Origin of the sequence: Ruegeria sp. SCP11, assembly GCF_040329455.1 — a bacterium.
Lineage (GTDB): Bacteria > Pseudomonadota > Alphaproteobacteria > Rhodobacterales > Rhodobacteraceae > Ruegeria > Ruegeria atlantica_E.
On sequence record NZ_JBDZYG010000013.1, the window covers coordinates 1 to 18,700 of the forward strand.

Sequence of the window (18,700 nt, forward strand, 5' to 3'; positions counted from 1 at the left end):
ATCTGTATGTCGCCGTCGGCATCTCGGGCGCAATCCAGCACCTGGCGGGCATGAAGGACTCGAAGGTCATCGTTGCGATCAACAAGGACGAAGAAGCCCCGATCTTCCAGGCCGCCGACTTCGGATTGGTCGCAGACCTGTTCCAAGCCGTCCCGGAATTCACCGAGAAGATCTGAAGATTGCCACAAACCCAATCGCTTTACTCGGCTGCAGCCTCGAAGGAGGCCGGAAGGCCCTGCAAAGTTAACTGACCGGGCGTGAATCTGGGGCTGATTGCTTTTTTTGCGCGACGCCGAGTTCGGCGATGTCTCGTCACGCATCCATGGCGGCGATAGACGAAGGCGTCGGTCATGCCCCCACGTATTGCGCTGGCTCGGGGCATTGGCTGGCGCTGGGAGTGCGTCGGAAGAAAGGAAAACTGAGATGAACAAAAAAGCACTCAATGAAGGCCGAATAGTCGATGATAGAATGGGCGCGATCCAACGCCTGACCATGGATAATACGGACAAGAAAAACGCCATCACACGCGAAATGTACCTGGCGATGGCTTGTGCTCTCAACAATGCAGCTTCCGATCCGCAAGTGCGCACGATCTGGCTGCGCGGTGCAGGTGGCGTTTTTTCCAGCGGCAATGACCTTGCTGATTTCACAAAACCCGAGATAGAAGAACCCGCGCCCATTCAATTTGTGCGGGCGTTGGTCAATTTTCCGAAACCAATCGTGGCACAGGTCGAAGGTCTGGCCGTCGGGATCGGGGCCACAATGCTTCTGCACTGCGATCTGATCTACGCGGCCGAGGACACCCGGTTCCGGATGCCGTTCGTCAATCTGGGCGTGGTGCCCGAGGCGGGTTCGTCTTACTTGCTGCCGCGTGTGATGGGGTCTGCCAAGGCCGCCGAACTGATCCTGCTGGGTCGCACTTTCTCAGCTCTGGAAGCCGATACGCTTGGGATGGTCTCCAGGGTATTGCCACCAGCAGAGGTGGCTTCCGCCGCCGAGTCTGCAGCCATTGCCCTTTCCAAACAACCACTCGGCGCGGTGATGAAGTCACGTGCGTTGTTGCGCGACGTGTCCGGCGAGACCCTGGATGCAAGGATAGAACGGGAGTTCGAGATATTTTATGAAAGCTTGCAGGGGCCCGAATTCGCGGAAGCAGCCCGTGCATTTGCGGAAAAGCGGGAGCCAGATTACTCAAAGATCACGTTATAGGATTGTGTCGCAAATTCACTGAAAGGTTGGGCTGGGCCTTCGTTTGGGCGCACTTGTCCAGCGAGCTCGGTGGAAAGCTGAAAGCCGGAAGTCGTTGCAGTAGGCTCCAGCCTCATTGGTTTACAGCCAGAACAACACGGCAGCTGTGGGCGTGACGGCTGAGAGGAAGATCTTCAGGCAACCGAGCATAATCTCAGTTCTATTCGGCGTTTGTAGCGGCGCGTGCCGAACCGGGCGGGCTTGTCGCCTGATTTTCGCCCCAGGATGCAGGGTTTTTTCCCTTTTCTATCAGCGCTCTGCCGCCCTGCCAGCGGAAATGAAGAAGCGTACCGAGCACCTTGCGCCGATATGTAGTTTGAGACCTTTCCCGACGTCGGTAACGTTTTTTTTGGACTCTTGCTCGCGCCGCGAGACGTAAACCGTGGAATCCCGACATTGTTTACTTGGCTCTCAAATGGCGGTGGTGCGGACAAAGCTGCATTTGATACGCCTCAATTGAATGCCAGCTTCGGTACCATTTACATGCAACACAATATGCGGTTTAGCGGTTCAGAAGCCAGACATTCGGTGTTGGATTAGTCTGGAGGCTCTGTTGGATTAGGTGATCCAGCTGCAGACGGAGGGTCCCACCCTTCTTCAAGTGGCTTTTGGAAAAAGGTTCAAAATGAAAGCCTTTGCAGCCTTGGCGTTCCGTCGGGTAGTTAATCGAAAATCGATCAGTTGGCCGCTCTGATCAACCGCGCGCCAGAGATAACGCCACTTCCCGCCGACGCGAACATATGTTTCGTCCACGTGCCACTGCAACCCACGCCACGTCCGGTGATTACTGTACGCACGCTTTCGGATCTCTGGACCAAATTTTTGGACCTAGCCATAAACCGTCGAAATATTCACATCGACCCCACGCTCGGCCAGAAGGTCGCGCATATCTCGGCCCGACAGCAGAAATCGGCAAAACCAACGCACCGCCAACGCCGGTTCATGCAACAGTGCCAGTTTGTTTGATGTTCACCCGGCTCTCGGCGATTGTATCGACCAACAGGCTTAATTGCTCTTCATACTTCCGCCATTTCTCTTTGGATGACTTATACAGCGGTTGACGTACCTGCTGAACGCTGGCGGTTCGGACCCGACGTTTGCTCTTGTGAAACTCAAGGCAGGAGCTGTTCCAATCCAGGCCGCAATACTCAATTAACCGGCGCGTTTCTGAGGCGAAATCGTCAATCAACGCTTCGTATTGCACATTGTAAAATGAACCTTCAGGCAGAACATTGCGCCAGTGGTCCATAACACGGGCGTAATTATTGTAGTAGCGACCAAGCTCGACAAGGTCATAACTATACAGCTGGCTCCGCTCGAACAGGCGCGTAAAGCAGGACAGGCAGGTGTCGAAAGGGTTGCGCGCGACGTGAACGATTTTGGCGTTTGGCATCAGACCGTGGATCAGACCAACAAGCTGAAAGTTGGCTGGCATCTTGTCGACGATATGGGGTGCGTCGGGAGCATGCAGGTTTAGCGCATCGATATAGTCCTGAGCCCTTTGCGCCAGTTTGGCACCGGTTGCGGATTTAACCGCTTGCGGAACGTTGGTAGTCCCGTCCCCAAGCCGCCCAAAAATGTTTTGCAGGTCGTTGAGCTCACCCGCTCCAAATATGTTGGGATGGGCGTTCAAAATAGATTCCGTCAGAGTTGTGCCCGAGCGCGGCATCCCCAGCACAAAGATGGGCCGGTCACTTGAGACCGCGTGTTCACGCAACCGCTCGATCATCTGCTGGTCAAAAGTTTCGATCAAGTCATCCGTGAGGCGGTCGTTTTCCGCTGGATCATAATCGGTGATTGAGCGCTTTATCCTCGCTCCAACTTGGAACTGCTTAAAGGCGTCCTCATGACGTTTCAGCTTTTCGTAGCACTCGCCCAACGCGTAGTGATAAGCGGTAGCCTTCTGCGGCAGCATCGATGGGGCGTCTGGCAGGGCCTCCTCCAGAGCCTGAAACACAGGATTGTCCGGCGTGATCTTTTCCAGCCTTGCCAAAGCGATTGTTGCGCCCAGTTTGTCGTCGGCTGTTGTGGCTGCATGCTCAAAATATTCGTGAGCTTCGTCGAAGTTGCCACGTTCGATTTCCAGGTGTCCGAGAGCCAAACGGGTAGATGACAAGTCAGGTTTCAGCTCCAGCGCTTTTTGATAAAATCCTATCGCCTCCTCTATCTCCCCGAGATGCGCTTTGACCATACCAATCTGATGGCACGCAGACGCACTCTCCGGGTCAAGACGCAGGGCCTGCTCCGCCTCTATCAAGGCCAGTTTCGGGTGGTTCTTTTCGTAGAGAACCTGCGATAATCCGACATAGCTGTCTGCCTTGTCCCCCTTCAACGAGATCGCGTTTCGGAACGCATTTTCCGCCTTGTCCAGATTGTTTTCCAACATGAAAACGCGGCCAAAGTTACGGTGTAATTCCGCGTCACGCGGAAACCTTTCCAGTTGTGCTTCGGCCTCGGCGCGGGCATCGACTATGTTTTCGTTCTCAATCAGGACCGATATCAGGTTGTTTGCCGTCTCAGAGGACGCGGGATTAATCTTCAGCGCTTTGCGGTAGAGTTCTGCCGCCAGATTTCGGTTGCCCTTGTCTCGCGCAATACTGCCCAGATTATTGATCGCGCGGTCGAATTCCGGATCGAGCGCCACGGCGCGCTCTTGCGATGCCCGCGCCTCATCAAGTCGCTCCAGATCATAAAAAACGAGCCCAAGGTTTGAATGCGCCGCGGCATTCCCCGGAGCCAGACGAACGGCTCGCGTGCCGACCTCAACAGCTTTTGTCAGATCACCAGCGGTCCGCAGGATTTCAGTGAAATTCGTCAGGAAATTCACGTTCTCAGGTTGCAATCTCATCGCCTCAGTCATCGCCCTTACCGCAGGCTCAATTTGGCCCGTCTGGAACGCGATCAAGCCTAGCATCTGATGGGCTTGAGCAAAGTTCGGCGTCACGCGCAGGATTTCCGAGAACATATGTACAGCCGGTTTGAGCTGACCGCTCTGATAGTGGGCCATACCTTGCTGAAAAGCTTCCTGAACTGAGATCTGCTTGTTTTGAACCACGTTGAAAATTCCTGTTTGTGACACGTGCTGAGGATCGTTTGCACTTGTGATCTGATCTTCTGCATCGTCAAAATCCGTTCAATTCCATGCGCCTCCACCACCAGAGAATTCGCATAAAGATTGCGATGAACCGCGCTTACATAGCGTTGTCCTTTATCGTATCCCTGTATTGCGAAGGAGATTGGTTCGTCCAACGCTTGAAGGACCGGCGGAAGGCCCTGTCGTCAGAGTAGCCAAGTAACTGCGCAATTGTATCGATACTCAAGTCCGGGTTGGCAAGCAGGCGCTTGGCATTGGCTTCGCGAACCTCCTCAAGCATTTCGCGAAGCTCCTTGCCGTGCTGGCCCACAAGCCTTTGCAACGATCTCAGGCTTACATGAAGTTTGTCTGCGAGCGCTGTCGCACCATACTCTCCGACAGCTGCATTCTCGCAAATTGCGTCATGCACTTTCTGCAGGTCCTGAGTATCGAGGTTCGAGAGGCCATTTTCTCTATTCATGCGCTCCAAATGCGCCCGTGCGTAATCGTGCAGAGGTTTGCTGGATAGCCGGCTAGGTCTGTCCAGCGCATCACTGATTATAACCAGCGTATTTCTCGGCTGTTCGAATGTTACTTTTGTACCGAAGAACTCTTCGTACAGCCTAAGCTCAAGAAAGGGTTTATGCGCGAACTGGACTTCACTAATAGCGTCTGCAAGGTCAAACCACTCGCACATTGTCCGATACAACAGGGCACAACCGAACTCTCCCGTCGCGCCGTTATCAAGCTCGTCCATTGGATGGTAGATCCCAAGTCGCGCATGTGTGTCTGTCGTCTCGAACGTTAGATGCAACCGATCCGACAAAACCGACCGGTATTGCACCAGCATTTCAAGTGCGTCGCGGACCGTGGGCGCAAATTCGACCGCCGAACTTACATATCCAAGCATGGAAAACGGTGTAACTTTTGCTAGATCGAGAGTGAGCGGTTCACCCGGCAAAGAGGCTGCCATTTTGTTCATGATTTTCGGGAAATCGTCTTCGCTTATCCTGGCATTCGGATTGAGCAATTGAGTCGGGTCAATGCCCAGCTCTTCTACAATCTCCGTGACTGGAACTCCGCGCGAAATGGCATAGCCTACCATGTTGGCGGCGGCGGCTGCGATGGTCTTATGATTTAACGGATTTTCTGCTTGCTGCACTTTGAGGGTCTCAAGTTCCGAGCAGCACATGCGCTGCGTCGCGCTTTTTTTATGGGGTATTTAGGTAGTCGTTGCCACAAATGGCTTTCGTTCGTCTAGCGACCGGTTTGCGGAATGACAATCATTTGAACTGGAATTGCGAGCCGTGTGGCCCTTCGGCCAGACTGCGCATGCAAGAGCAGCAGATTGGCGCAAACTGTCCGGTTGCTTGCGTGAACTGTCCTTGATCCGACAGGGCCAGCCAAGTCTTACTGTGTGTCAACTCTGAAACGAGTTCACTGAAAACAATAAGCCCAAGGGTTGAGGATGCGGCGCAGTTTCAAATTGAGATGCATGTCACTTTCCAAACGTCGCTCGGATCCGAAACCGACGATGTGTGCCGAGTTTGAGGCTATTCAGTAAGCTCAAAAGTCTAAAGGTCTCCTGTGATTAATTGCAAAAGTAAGCGGCACGACCCGAGAGTCGTGGCTCGTGGTGGACGTCTTGTGAAATGGAAAGGAAGGGTCGCCAGTATCGCGCCTTCCTTGTTTCTGACATCGGCATCCTTCGGCGTTTTCGGTGCGGATATGGTCGGGGCAGAAGAGATTACGGTGCCGCAAACTTCGCAGGCAATATTTGCCATCGACGAGAACAACAGCGTCACATCAACTGGCGCGGTTACGGTGGTTGCAGGAACAGTGACTACGACCAGAGCCGCTGCACCTGCCGTTACGATTGATACCGACTATACCAGTGTTTTCACCAATGACGGAACGATCTCGATTGAAGGAGATTCTGAATCAACCCTCTACGGCCTGTTTCTGAATGGCGAGCTGGATGCGACGGGGCAGATCGTGAACAATAACACGATCCTTGTTGACACTGATCGGTCGCCCTTTGCTCGTGCTTTTGGCTTTCGGTTTGACCAGTCGTTTGCTGGCCATTTCTCGAATTCAGGTGCCGTAACCGCATCTGCAACGTCCTCTACAGCATACGCGAATGCCTTTGGCGCCTATTTCGATGAAGAAGTCCTGGCATCCGGGTTCGTCGAAAACTCGGGAACGTTCGACGTAACGGCCAATGCCGAAACACAGGCATTGGCGTCCGGCTTTTTCTTTTTCGAAGGGATGAACACCGATTTTGAGAATTCTAACACTATTAGCGTAACCGCAAGCTCCGCGTCTTCGCGGGCAACTTCCTATGGGGTCCGCTATCGTCGTGCCGCCTCAGGTGACTGGTCGAACACGGGTAACATCAATGTACAGGCTGAAGGCGCGGCAGATGCGCTTGCTTATGGAGCCTATGTGCCGGGACAAATTACAGGAGATGTTACAAACGCAGGTACGATTAAAGTAACCGCGACAGATAACGTCAATGATGATGCCAGGGCATACGGCCTATTCTCCTACAACGGTGTGACCGGGAGCATTCTGAACAGTGGAATCGTCGATGTCAGTGCCGCTGGCTATTCTTCGGCGACCGCTGCAGGCTATTACGCTCTTGGTCGACTAACCGGGGATTTTAACAACTCTGGTACGATCAACGTTGTTGCTCAGGACCAGATTGCCAATGCCGAAGCCTACGGTCTTCAAAGTGGAAGCGGCGTAGAGGGAAACCTTGTAAACAGCGGCAACGTCAATGTCCGTGGCGACGGGGCTACGGCGGCATCTGCTATGGGGCTGTACGTTGGAAACTATGTTGGCGGGACTGTTGAAAACAGCGGAACCATTACTGTGGCCGCGACGGGGCAATCGGGGGTAGCATCCGCTTTCGGCCTCAACATCAATGATGATTTCAGGGACAAGGTGACGAACAGTGGAGCTATTCAGGTCAGAGCCGTCGCTGAGGGGACTGGTCGAGCCGTTGGGATTTATACCACAGATAATCTTGAGGGCGATTTCGACAACTCCAACTCGATCAGCGTTGTCACAAGATCAAACGGTGGGCCTGCTACTGCCAATGGTCTTGAGATCGACGACGATGCAAACGGTAACATAATGAACAGTGGAATTATCGGCGCGCATGCCGATGGCGCGGGCTTTGCATCAGCCAGCGCGGTTAAAATTGTTGACAACCTGAACGGTGATTTCAACAATTCGCGCACGATTAGTGCCAGAGCGCTCGGTCAAACATCCGAAGCGGATGCGTATGGTCTGCGTATCGACGAAAACATGACCGGAAATATCACAAACAGCGGCACCGTATTGGCCTACGCTGAAGGTGGATCATCTGCCACAGCAGCCGGATTCAGCATTCGCGGCAGCTTGGATGGCAACGTCAATAATTCCGGCACAATCTCAGTCGTTGCCAGAGCAGCATCCGCGGACGCCGATGCATACGGCCTTTATGTACGACAGGGCGTGGACGGTGGTTTCACGAACAGCGGAACCTTAAGCGCAACTGCAGATGGCTTTTCATCGGCAGAGGCATATGGGCTTTTTATCATACGGGGTCTTGATGGGAATTTCACAAATTCCGGCACGATTCAGGCGTCATCGATATCTCAGGCCGACGAAGCATATGCATATGGCCTGTATTTAACCGGCGGTCAGGGCGTGACTGGGGACATACTGAATGAAGGGTCGATCCAAGTTATCGCCAATGGTTTTTCTGGCGTGTCCGCCGCCGGCATTTATCAAACGAGTAGTTTTGACGGCGATTTCACGAACACCGGAACACTCGTCGTAAGAGCGGTGGATCAATCATCCAGTGTAGATACTTACGGGCTCCAACTTGAACGAGGTATGACCGGAAACATTGAAAACAGCGGTACAATCAACATAGGGGCGAGCGCGGCAACGGATGTAGACGCAAGAGCCTTTTTCATCGACGAAAATCTGGATGGCAGTATCACTAACTCTGGCTCGGTAACGGTCGAGGCGACGGCCAAAGACAGCGTAGCCGAGGCTTATGGCCTGTACGTCGGAGAAGAAATGAATGGCAATATCGCGAATAGTGGTGTCATTGATATCCAGGCGGATGGCTATTCTTCCGCAGCCGCCGCAGGCATCAGTACCTTTGGCAGGCTGACGGGTGATTTCAGCAATACAGGTACGATCGCTGCGACTGCCTCGGCTCAGGTCTCTGAAGCAGACGCTTATGGTCTTTGGGCCGATCAGGGCATGACTGGCGATATCGTCAATCAGGGCACGATCACTGCTCAAGTAGATGGAATTACATCCTCGACCGCTGCAGGGGTTTTCATCTCCCGCGGACTTGAGGGGAGTTTCGACAATTCCGGAACAATTTCCACCTCGACGATTTCGGAGTCATCAGAAGCCGTATCGTACGGGCTGTTTGTCTCGGACAGCATGACCGGAAGTATCTCAAACAGTGGCACAATCGCCGCGCAGGGTGCAGGAAGCGATACCGCCGCCGTTCACGGGGTATTCGTCGCTGGTGGACTTGATGGAACAGTGCTGAACTCAGGTACGGTGGACGTGTCTACCGAAGTTGTGAATGGTGATGCGTTCGGCATCGGGTTTGCCGTCGTTGATGGCGATGCTACTGGAAACGTTGAGAATCAGGGTTCCGTTGCCGTCTCGGCAAAGGGGGGTGACGACGCGACGGCGACGGCCTTCTACTATAACAATAACCTGATTGGAGATTTTCAGAATTCAGGCTCCCTCGCCGTCACAGCTGATGCAGACAGCGATGACGCCGAAGCCTACGGTGTGTATGTCAACATCGACGTCGTTGGAAATGCCGCCAACGACGGGGACATTTCCGCAACGGCGATTGGAATTGAAGATGTCACCGCTGCCGGGATTTACATCGATGACGATTTGATCGGCGGTTTCTCGAACTCTGGCACGATTGCGGCAGCGGCCGAGTCCCAAACGGGCGTCGCTGAAGCTTGCGCGTTATATGTGGGCAGCGACCTGACCGGAGACTTCACCAATACAGGTTCCTTGATTGCTCACGCAGCCGGAGCCCAAGAAGCCGAAGCGATCGCGGTCTACTTGCGTGGCAACGTGTCCGGATCAGTTACTAATGCTGGATATGTGAGTGTGGCAGCAAATCTGGACAATGCAACAAGCAGCGCCATCGCTACTGCAGCGGGCTTTCATATCAACGATTTTCAGGGTGAGTTTGCAAACAGCGGAACCATTGAAGCGACGGCATCCGGTGGGGTCGGCGCCAATGCGTACGGCCTCTACATAGAAAACCATGACGGGGTGATTTCAGATGTGGGCTCAATTTCGGCCATGTCCGAAACAGGTGAAGCCTTTGCCATTTATCTGGGAACGGGATCCGGATCAGTAAATCTGGACACAAGTGATACCGTTACAGGAAAAATACGGGTCGCTGATCACGATGTAAATCTGGATGCCCAAGGTGAAAATGCCGTGTTCTATTTCGAGGATGCGGCCCCTGGGGTCGGAACGTTTACGAAAACGGTTTCCGATGACAGGTCTGTCTGGTTCGTACGGGATGAAGGGGGCACTGATCCAGTGTATGCCGCAATGGACTCCAGCGGGATCTTCACATCGCGCGATGTCATCGCCACCTACGGCGACGTTATTGGCAGTGTCAGTGATGCATTGAACTACCAAGCGCTGCCAGAAGTTGGTCGAGCTTTGCCCTTTAGCGAGACACGTTCCCATTATCTGACCAGTTTCCGACCCTTCGCGATGATTGATGCCCAAGGGAAACGATTTGAGGATAGTTTCGGCGACAGAACAGACCTCAGTCTTTTCAACGGCAATGCTGGTATTGCGGGGCAGTTGGAAAACGGCGTGTCGCTGGCGGTTGCACTGGGCGTGTTTTATGCAAATGGCAACAGCGACAACTCAACCTTCGACACAAACGCAGTCTACCTGAGCGTGGCGGGCGGACGGCAATTCGGAAATTATGTGCTCGAAGCTGATCTGGGACTTGGATTTCTTTCAACTGACAAAACGCGCACGATTTCGGGCAGCCCGGACGCGGATGGCGATTACGACAGCACTCTCATAACTGCTCGTGTCGGCTTGGAACGAAACTTTGGCTATGAAGGCGGTGTCGATCTGCTGGGGTTTGGTAGTGTTCGATATACTCGGCAAGACGATGACAGCTACTCCGAAACTGGCTCGAGTGCGGATGCAACGGTGGGCGAAGTTACCACCGAGGTGCTAGAAGCGCGGCTTGGGCTGGAAGCTAAGAAGCCGATCGCAGGTGCCGGTTCACTCATTGGTCAGGTTGGCGGTGTGCTCCGCCGTGATCTCGGAGATTCGACAGCGGATGTGACTGTGTTTACCGCTACAAACGATCTGACTTTTGCGGCATCGGATTTTACCGGCGGCAATCTGTTGTTAGGCTATGAGAAGGAATTTTCGAGCGGAGCAAAGTTGGAACTGACCGCAGAGCAAGAGTTTGGCGATGGCGCGCAAGGGCCATACGTGAAAGCAGGCTTAAATTGGTCCTTCTAAAAAGGCCGGATGATAGCCTGTAGGTGAGCGCCCATGCCGTAATTGAACAAAACCGGACACTCGACTTAACCCGTTGGATGTTCGGTTAGTTGCAGCATTGCTACCGAAACCGCTCAAGGGACCCGGCATTCGTGCAACTTAGAGTGCCTTTCGTGCAGGTCGCGGCATGAACGTAAAACACAGTCCCAAAAAGTCGGATCGCTCGGTTAACTCAACGGCACCCTTAAGCAAAATGCCTCAAGGTATGTCGTTTCCCAGGGCTCGAATGGGAAAGTGTTGACGGACATCCCGGTCAATCTCATTGGGGATATGCGTCGGGGCTGGGTGCGCCAGCAATTCCTTCGTGCGTAGACGGGCGCGTTCCAGCAGGTCTTTGTCCGGAGCTTTTGCCCATTCCTGCGGTGTGCGCCTGTCGGCCATCGCCGGATAAAAATAATCGCTCTCCATGCGATGGATCGTCTGATTATGCCCAAGAAAATGTCCAGGCCCATCTACGCAGACATCACGGATGGTTTGCAAAGACAGAGTGTTCTCGTTCACCTCAAACCCACGTGTCGCCCGCATTACAGAGCCGATCAGGTCGTTGTCGAGGACAAAGCTCTCTAACGAGCAGCCCAGCAGAGATCCGTACATACCCGCAGCCTCATAGACCAGATTGGCACCTGCTAACGAGGCCAAGAGTTCCGTGTAACCCTTTTCGTATCCTGCCTGAAAGTCCGGCAATTTGCTGTCAGTCATCCCCGCGCTCACGGCACAGGGAATATCGTAGAATTGGGCCATCTGGGCGCAGGCGGCCATGAGCAGGCCTTGTTCAGCTGATCCGCCCGACATCGCTCCGGTTCGCAGGTCGCTGACAAAGGGAAGCGCGCCAAAAGTGGCAGGGTGGCCGGGGTTCAAGAGGTTGACATAGACAATGCCCGCCAGCACCTCGGCAGTTTGCTGAGCTACGGCTCCGGCCAACGGCGCGGGGCTGGTGGCGCCTGCTTGTCCTGCGGACACCAACTTGAGCGGGATGCCGTATTTGGCGGCGCATTCTATTACTTCGAGCGCGTCCTCGGCAAAGGTCAGAGGGGGCACAATGAAGCAGGTAGACACACACATTGGAGGCCGTGCGCGCAAAGCGTCATAGCCGCCTGCAATCATAGCCATCATCTGCACCGCCTCTGCCATCACGATCGCCGATCCGAAAGAGGTGCCCGTGGGTTTGGCTGTACCCTTCATGCAGGCATAGGCGGTGTTCAGGTCCATTTCGCGCGGGTCCGAGATGTCACGGGCGACCACCGTGCGCTGAAACATGTGAATATTAGGGAGTTGGTTGGCCAGCCGTGCCATGTCGTAGAGATCGCGAAGGGTCGTGTCGCGGATCTCGCCAGTTGCGCTGTCAACTATATGTACCGCCGCACCAGATGTGCCAAAATAGGTGCGGTTGCCCGAAGGGTCGATGTCATGGGCGGGGTCGAGCCCATGGAGCTTGAAGCCACGCCCTGCGGTCTTCAATACGTCACGCACCAGAGACTCGTGCATCAACAGGCGGCCGTCCTCGGTTAGGCGTCCCCCTGCAGCGGTGATCGTGCCAATACATCTCTGTGAGGCACCCTTGATGCCGATTTCTTCGAGAATGCGCATCGCAGTTTGGTCGATCTTCCCGATTTCTGCTTGGGTCAGTGGAGCGTATTGACCGCCTTCGATCCCCGGCCAGATCGCATTTGTCGGCCCGGACCCAGCCCCGTCACTGCGTGCCTGACGACGCGCGGCGCGTCCACCTGATCGGGTTCGGGTAGTCATAGGCTTTCTCCTCGGAAAAAGGTGGCAATGTCTGGGGCATCCGGCCATGAAAATACGCTGTCAAAAGCGCTTTCGGGTTTTCCGGTTAATGCGGCGAATTTCGCGCCAAGCTGTTCCAGCGTCATTGGAGACTGTGCGGCACCAAGCGGAGTAGCGCAGGAGGCTTGCAGCACCTCGCCCGTCGATAAGGTGACCGTCAGCACATCGGGCTGGGCTGGGTCATAGTTCATCTCGGGTCGCTGCGCCGGTTCCGCAGTGATTGAGGTCAAGGCAATCAATCGTGATACGTCTCGGCGCCGCCAGAATTCACTTGCGCTATCTTCCAGCGTCAGGTTCCCGCTGCTCAGGATCTGCGCGATGCAAGCCGGTGCGGAAAACAGTGCCTCATTCCGCGTTGCCGGGTTCATGAAGGGTAGAATCTCTGCATGGAAATCGGGAATTTGTGCATGGATAGAAGTGATTTCAGACAAGCGGTCCGCCAATGCGTCTCGTAGATCCAGCGCTGCCGTCATTAAACGATGGGTGTAGCCGCAGGACGGCCATGGCTTGAGGATAAGCCCGTACTCTTGCAACGCCCATGGAGTGCCAAGCCGATCCATACGATGTTCGAACCGGTTCGCGTCGTAGTTTCCCATCAAACCCGCAAAGCCGCGGGCGTGATCCAGCACATGGGCCTGTCCTGCGAGGCCTTGTGCAGCCAGCAGGGCGGCCTCTAACCCACCCCGTGCGGCCCATCCTGCCTGTAGGGGCTTGGCATTCGAACCAAATTGCAATGAGTAGCCGGTTGCTAAGGAAACTGACAACGCCAAGGCGTGGACAGTTTGGCTCTCGGTCAATCTCAGTAGCCGCGCACAAGCCCCGGCGGCGCCGATGGTGCCAAGCGTGGCAGTGGAATGAAAGCCACGAGCGTAATGGTCGAGCGAAACCGCTTCACCGAGGCGCATGATGATCTCGCTGCCCACTGCATAGGCAGCCAACAGATCAGCCCCGCTGGAAGGATGGATGTGGCTCGCGGCCAGGAGTGCTGGCAGCATAACCACCGTGGGGTGTGTGTTGCCTGGCTCTTCCCAATCATCGAGGTCCCAAACATGACCTGCCACTGCGTTCATCTGTGCAGCCAGAAGCGGGCTGACGGTTCGGGTGCACCCATAGAGCTGAGCAGATCCAGCCCCTTGGTCCGCAAGGGCGGTAGCGGTCCGTTTGGCGACTTCGCTGTTTGCTCCGGCAAGAATGCAACCAAAGCAATCGGCTACGGCGGGCGCGATCACATCTGTAAGCTCTCTGTTCAGTTGAGCGGAGGTCGCAAAACGCGCAATTTGGGCGATGGCGGTCATGACAGCTTGTCCAACTCTTTAAGGAACTTGCCCGCCTTCAGGCGGTTTTTCTCGGCTGCTGTGACAGCTTCGAAGCCGGAATGTGAAAAGCATGGGTTGAGGCGCATGTTGTAGAACCACAGATGCAGCCCGCTCGCTTCGATCAGACTATTGAGAAAATTGCGCAGCCAGATTCGGCCGATCCACCCCGCCAAGAGGGTCTTAGTGGTTTCTCCGTTGGGCATTACCCAAGCGTACTCAGCCCCAGAGAGGATGAACTTCATAACGATGGTTGAAACCGTCAACCAACACCTTGCAATCCATTTGAGCCACGTGATCGGAAGCCGCGGCCAAGACAAATTGGGTGAAGCAGGGGTCGGCAGTTCCGAGTGACGGTTCCAGTGATTGTGTCGCGCGCTCAAGTGTATCTTCCTTACTCAAAAGGATCAGGCTGGTGAGGGTTTGTGCTCAGCCACACGGATTTGGTCTGCAAAAAGCACCGCATCCCCTCCCAGCCGTTTTCACGGCCAAAGCCGGACTGCTTATAGCCACCGACCGGAGACTGGGTGGCAGCGTTGAAATAGTTGTTGATATATACGGTGCCAGCCTCGATCCGGTCAGCCATACGCATGGCCTTGGCAACATCGCGGGTCCATATACCTGAGGCGAGCCCGTAGACCGTGTCATTGGCAATGCGGATGACATCGTCTTAATCATCCCACGCTTCGGTGCTGGCAACGGGGCCGAAGACTTCGTTTTGCGCTAGATCGGCGGTGTTTGGGACGTTGGCAAAGATGGTGGGGCCGATGTAGTAACCCTCATCACGACATTCCTTGCGGCCGTCTAGCGCCATTTTGTAACCCGCCGCTTCTGCCGCCTTGATTTTGGCCAGCACGCTTTCGTAATGCGGGTGGTTGGCGATAGGACCGATCTGGGTTTGCGGGTCCAGCGGGTCTCCTACTCGGGCCTTTGTCGCCACATTGACCAAGCGGTCTGTAAACGCGTCGATGATGTCGCGATGCACCAAAATACGAAATCCGGAGATGCAGCTTTGCCCACCCCGTGGAAATATACCTACTGCTACGCCGTTCACGGCGAGGTCCAAATCTGCGTCGGGAAGAACAATCTGAGGCGATTTGCCTCCCAACTCCATCACTACCGGTTTCACACCCTGCGCGGCGGCGATCGCTGCTGCGCGCCCCCCGCCTGTACCGCCGGTAAAGCTGACCATGCGCACGTCAGCGTGTTCAATCATCGGGGCGGCGGTGGTAGGGCCGTAGCCTGTAACTACATTTAAAACGCCGGGAGGGAGCTCCGCTTCCAGCAGCACCTCCATCAGCTCCAGCGTCGAGCAACTGGACTGTTCAGAAGGTTTCATCACCACCGTATTCCCTGCCGCCAGACAAGGCGCGAGCTTCACAAACAATGTGCCCAGTGGGGAGTTCCACGGCAGCACCTGAGCCACCACACCATAGGGCTCCCATTGGACATAGTTATGGATATCCGGTGCCTCCGCCGGGATCAGGCGGCCTTCAAACTTGTCACATAACCCCGCATAGTAGTGCCAGCTGTCCACAAGCCACGCTCCTTTGCGCAAGCCAGGGGTGATCATCGAAGGGAGCTTGCCGTTGTCTCTCGTCTCAACTTCGCCCAACCGGTCGGCGTGTTTAGAAATTACGTCTCCGATCCGGCGCAGGTATCGCCCACGCTCGGCCGGTTGCATGCGCGCCCAAGGCCCGTCGTAGAAAGACGATTTCGCCGCAGCCACAGCGCGGTCTACGTCGGCTTGCCCGCAGTCTGGGATACGTGCCCAGACCTGCCCGTTGGCGGGGTTTTCGCTGTCAATATAGTGACCTTCAATCGGCTCATGCCATTCGTTGCCAACGAAGTAGTGAAAGGTTCGAACGTCACTCATTGAGTTTGCTCCATTGGAAATTCGGCAGGAAGAGGTGCTCGGCCAAGGATCATGTCGGCCGCTTTTTCCGCCATCATGACCACGGTCGCATAGAGATTTCCGGTAATTTGCTTCGGCATGGCTGAGGCGTCGCAGACACGCAGCCCGTCGATTCCACGTACCCGCAATTCGCTGTCGAGCACGTCGCCCATGCGTGCGGTGCAGGCAGGGTGGTGACCCGTATAGGCGGTGTCACGTATAGCCCTCTCGATCTCGGTATCGGAGTATGCGTCTTTCCAGGCGCCGATCTCGCCTGTCGTGAGCGAGGCAATCGGCTCTTGCGCCATGACCTGGCGCATAGCTGCTACGCCGGATTTCAGCACGTTCAGATCATGGGATCGGCAAAGTAGTTTGGGTCAATTACTGGATGCGCGCGCGGATCGGCGCTGGCCAAGTACACGGTGCCTTCCGAGCGAGGGCGTTCAAGGTTGATGTCGATCTGAACACCAGGCCGGGCCATCTTGCGCCCCCGAACCAAGAGCTTGCGGCCAAGTCGCTGCATTAAGGGGATGGTCTCGGCGGCGCCATTGCTGAGGTTTTCCTCAACCACCATCGGGGTCATGTAAACCTCCAACTCTGGCAGGGCCGGATCTTCAAGTGCGTGAAATAGAACGGTTGAGAAGAATGCCCCGCCGCCGTGACCTCCGCCATTGAGGAGCCAATGCCCCATCAGCCTGGCCGCGTGATCAAATCGCTGATACTTGGCAGGGCTCAAGTCCAGCCGCTCGGAGCCCCAATGCATAGACACATCCGGATGATCTGACAGATGCGCCCCAACCGAGGGCAGGTTGGTGACCACTTTTATACCGTGTTTGGTCAGATGATCTGCAGGTCCAATCCCTGAGAGCATAAGTAATTGCGGCGTACCAAACGCCCCTTGGCAGATAATCACCTCGCGCGCGGCGTGGATAACGTCTCCGTCCATTGTTTCTAACCCTACGGCTTTGCCATTTTCGACCACAATCCGCGCGATGTGGGTGTGGGTGCGCAGCATTAGGTTGCTGGGCGGGTTGGAAAGATAGGAAATCGCTGCTGATTGCCGAACGCCGTTTGATACGGTGCTGTCATTGCGGGCGATACCTGTCCGACATGGGCCGTTAAAGTCGTCGATCTGCTTGTGCCCGGCGATTACAGCCGCCTCCAGAAAGGCTCGTTCCATCTCTCCGAAATTCCGTGCCGGTTCTGTCTTGAGCGGCCCGTCCGCCCCGTGCCATGCGTCCCGTCTGTTCCGCGATCCCTCAGAGCGACGAAAATAGGGCAGCACATCCGCAAAGGACCACCCGGGCATCTGCCAACCGTCATAATCTGCCGGTACCCCACGCATGTAGATCATTCCATTGACAATGGATGACCCGCCCAGGGCCTTGCCACGTGGAAAATAAATCGACCGACCATTCAAGCTCGGTTGAGGCACGGAGGTGTATCCCCAGTCCAGCCGAGGATTGCCGAAGACAAATCCATTGCCTGCAGGCATACAAATGAAGAGATCACGCCCCTTGCCACCTGCTTCAACAAGGCAGACGGACACAGATGGATCCTCTGCCAAACGCGCAGCCAGCGCACATCCGGCAGAGCCGCCGCCCGCAATGACATAATCAAAGCTTGTCATTCCGCGAGCCTTTCGAGAATGGCGTCGGTCATAGCTTCACTGGTCGCTGTGCCGCCCAAATCGGGAGGCACAAGGCCGCTTTGCAAAACATCTTCCACGGCGTTTTCAATCTGCGTCTCAATCTGCGGTAAGCCAAAGCTGTAGGTGAACATCATGCCGACCGACAGGATCGTGCCAACCGGATTGGCGATCCCTTGGCCCGCAATGTCAGGCGCGGAACCCGAGGTGCTTTCGTACATGCCGAATACCGGGCCTTTGTCCGGATTGGCCGACAGACAGGCTGAAGGCAACATGCCAAGCGATCCTGCATAGACGGCGGTCAGATCACTCAAAACATCACCCAGTTGGTTGCAGCCGATTACAACGTCAAAATCATGCGGACGCATCATCAATTGATAGGCGCAATTGTCGGCAAACATGTTTTCAAATGTGACATCCGGGTAGGCGCGCGACACCTCCGTGACGACCTCGCGCCAGAGTTTGTAGCTTTCCATCACGTTGGATTTGTCGCAATTGACCAGCTTCCTTCGGCGTTGGCGTGCGAGCTGGAACCCACCATGTGCAAAGCGTGCGACCTCGGCTTCGTCATAAGCCGTCAAGTCGTATCCCTGCCGCAAGCCATTTACCTCTCGTTGCCCACGCATCGTGGCAAACATCGCACCACCGCACATCTCGCGTAAAGTCAGCACATCCGCGCTATCTGCTGCACCTGCCCGAAACGGCGTCTTGTTCAGAAGTGGTTTCCACGCGCGTGCAGGCCGCAGGCCCAAGTAAGTTTGGAGGTGGTGACGCAAGTACATCAGCCCATCCTGACGTTCAGCCCCACCCGGAACGCGGATGTCATCCCACTTGGGGCCTCCAACAGCCCCCACAAGAATGGCATCTGATGCACGTGCGTTCTCCAGCACCTCATCTGTGCAGAAAATGCCGTGCGTATCCCATGATGCACCATGCAACAGGCCATGGAGGACGTCCAATGCGATCCCGGACCGATCCGCCAAGAACTGAGCAACGCGCAGCCCGTGCCCTAGAATTTCAGGGCCAATACCATCACCTCCAAGAGCCAGAATCTGCTTTCGCACAGATCATTCCTTCTTTCGATGTGCAACCAGCATTGCGCAGTTGAAAAATTGAAAAAAGGCGGAAATGGTGAATAGAATACATTC

At 55.3% G+C, this 18,700-nt stretch carries 10 protein-coding genes and 3 pseudogenes; 3 read left to right on the forward strand and 10 right to left on the reverse strand.

The features are described from left to right. Together ABLN94_RS18285 and ABLN94_RS18290 are read left to right on the forward strand one after the other, a co-directional pair. Nucleotides 1-176, forward strand: a pseudogene (locus ABLN94_RS18285) (electron transfer flavoprotein subunit alpha/FixB family protein); the annotation flags it as partial. A gap of 247 nt (nt 177-423) precedes the next feature. Continuing rightward, the gene (locus ABLN94_RS18290) at nt 424-1,209 is read left to right on the forward strand and encodes an enoyl-CoA hydratase-related protein (protein WP_352995080.1); all 786 of its coding nucleotides are present in this window, start codon (nt 424-426) and stop codon (nt 1,207-1,209) included. A gap of 663 nt (nt 1,210-1,872) precedes the next feature. On the opposite strand, the pseudogene ABLN94_RS24755 reads toward ABLN94_RS18290, so the two are convergent. From ABLN94_RS24755 to ABLN94_RS18310, 3 genes and pseudogenes are all read right to left on the reverse strand, one after another. Next, a pseudogene (locus tag ABLN94_RS24755) lies at nt 1,873-2,205 on the reverse strand (IS6 family transposase); the annotation flags it as partial. Further along, nucleotides 2,189-4,303: a tetratricopeptide repeat-containing sulfotransferase family protein gene (locus ABLN94_RS18305; RefSeq protein ID WP_352995086.1), complete on the reverse strand. Its 2,115-nt coding sequence runs from the start codon at nt 4,301-4,303 to the stop codon at nt 2,189-2,191. The pseudogene ABLN94_RS24755 and the gene ABLN94_RS18305, both read right to left, overlap by 17 nt. 136 nt (nt 4,304-4,439) lie before the next feature. Continuing rightward, a complete protein-coding gene (locus tag ABLN94_RS18310) occupies nt 4,440-5,483 on the reverse strand; it encodes an AraC family transcriptional regulator (RefSeq protein ID WP_352995089.1) in 1,044 nt (347 codons plus the stop codon). A 485-nt stretch (nt 5,484-5,968) separates the two neighbouring features. On the opposite strand from ABLN94_RS18310, the gene ABLN94_RS18315 reads away from it, so the two are divergent. Beyond that, nucleotides 5,969-10,873, forward strand: coding sequence for a beta strand repeat-containing protein (locus ABLN94_RS18315; protein ID WP_352995092.1), 4,905 nt, complete (start codon nt 5,969-5,971; stop codon nt 10,871-10,873). A gap of 237 nt (nt 10,874-11,110) precedes the next feature. On the opposite strand, the gene ABLN94_RS18320 is transcribed toward ABLN94_RS18315, so the two are convergent. The 7 genes and pseudogenes from ABLN94_RS18320 to leuB form a co-directional block, all read right to left on the reverse strand. Beyond that, the gene (locus tag ABLN94_RS18320; RefSeq protein ID WP_352995095.1) at nt 11,111-12,658 is read right to left on the reverse strand and encodes a trimethylamine methyltransferase family protein; all 1,548 of its coding nucleotides are present in this window, start codon (nt 12,656-12,658) and stop codon (nt 11,111-11,113) included. After that, entirely contained in the window at nt 12,655-13,992 is a 1,338-nt protein-coding gene (locus ABLN94_RS18325) for an MmgE/PrpD family protein (RefSeq protein WP_352995097.1), read from the reverse strand. Before ABLN94_RS18325 ends, ABLN94_RS18320 begins: the two co-directional genes overlap by 4 nt. Next, nucleotides 13,989-14,276, reverse strand: a complete 288-nt coding sequence (locus ABLN94_RS18330; RefSeq protein WP_352995100.1) for a hypothetical protein — start codon at nt 14,274-14,276, stop codon at nt 13,989-13,991. Before ABLN94_RS18330 ends, ABLN94_RS18325 begins: the two co-directional genes overlap by 4 nt. Nucleotides 14,277-14,404: 128 nt before the next feature. Next, nucleotides 14,405-15,886: pseudogene (locus ABLN94_RS18335) on the reverse strand (aldehyde dehydrogenase family protein). Continuing rightward, complete coding sequence (locus ABLN94_RS18340) at nt 15,883-16,248, reverse strand: GMC oxidoreductase (RefSeq protein WP_352995103.1); 366 nt, start codon at nt 16,246-16,248, stop codon at nt 15,883-15,885. Before ABLN94_RS18340 ends, ABLN94_RS18335 begins: the two are co-directional and overlap by 4 nt. A gap of 2 nt (nt 16,249-16,250) precedes the next feature. Beyond that, nucleotides 16,251-17,534 carry a GMC family oxidoreductase gene (locus ABLN94_RS18345; protein WP_352995106.1) on the reverse strand — a complete coding sequence of 428 codons (1,284 nt, stop codon included), beginning with the start codon at nt 17,532-17,534 and terminating at the stop codon, nt 16,251-16,253. Beyond that, on the reverse strand, nt 17,531-18,616 hold the full coding sequence (gene leuB, locus ABLN94_RS18350; RefSeq protein ID WP_352995109.1) for a 3-isopropylmalate dehydrogenase: 1,086 nt from the start codon (nt 18,614-18,616) through the stop codon (nt 17,531-17,533). The genes ABLN94_RS18345 and leuB overlap by 4 nt, the downstream gene beginning before the upstream one ends. Nucleotides 18,617-18,700 lie beyond the last annotated feature (84 nt).

Bases quoted from the DNA above. Each gene is read 5' to 3' on its own strand.
- ABLN94_RS18290 (WP_352995080.1), top strand. From the start codon at position 424: ATGAACAAAAAAGCACTCAATGAAGGCCGAATAGTCGATGATAGAATG.
- ABLN94_RS18320 (WP_352995095.1), bottom strand. From the start codon at position 12,658: ATGACTACCCGAACCCGATCAGGTGGACGCGCCGCGCGTCGTCAGGCA.
- ABLN94_RS18325 (WP_352995097.1), bottom strand. From the start codon at position 13,992: ATGACCGCCATCGCCCAAATTGCGCGTTTTGCGACCTCCGCTCAACTG.
- ABLN94_RS18345 (WP_352995106.1), bottom strand. From the start codon at position 17,534: ATGACAAGCTTTGATTATGTCATTGCGGGCGGCGGCTCTGCCGGATGT.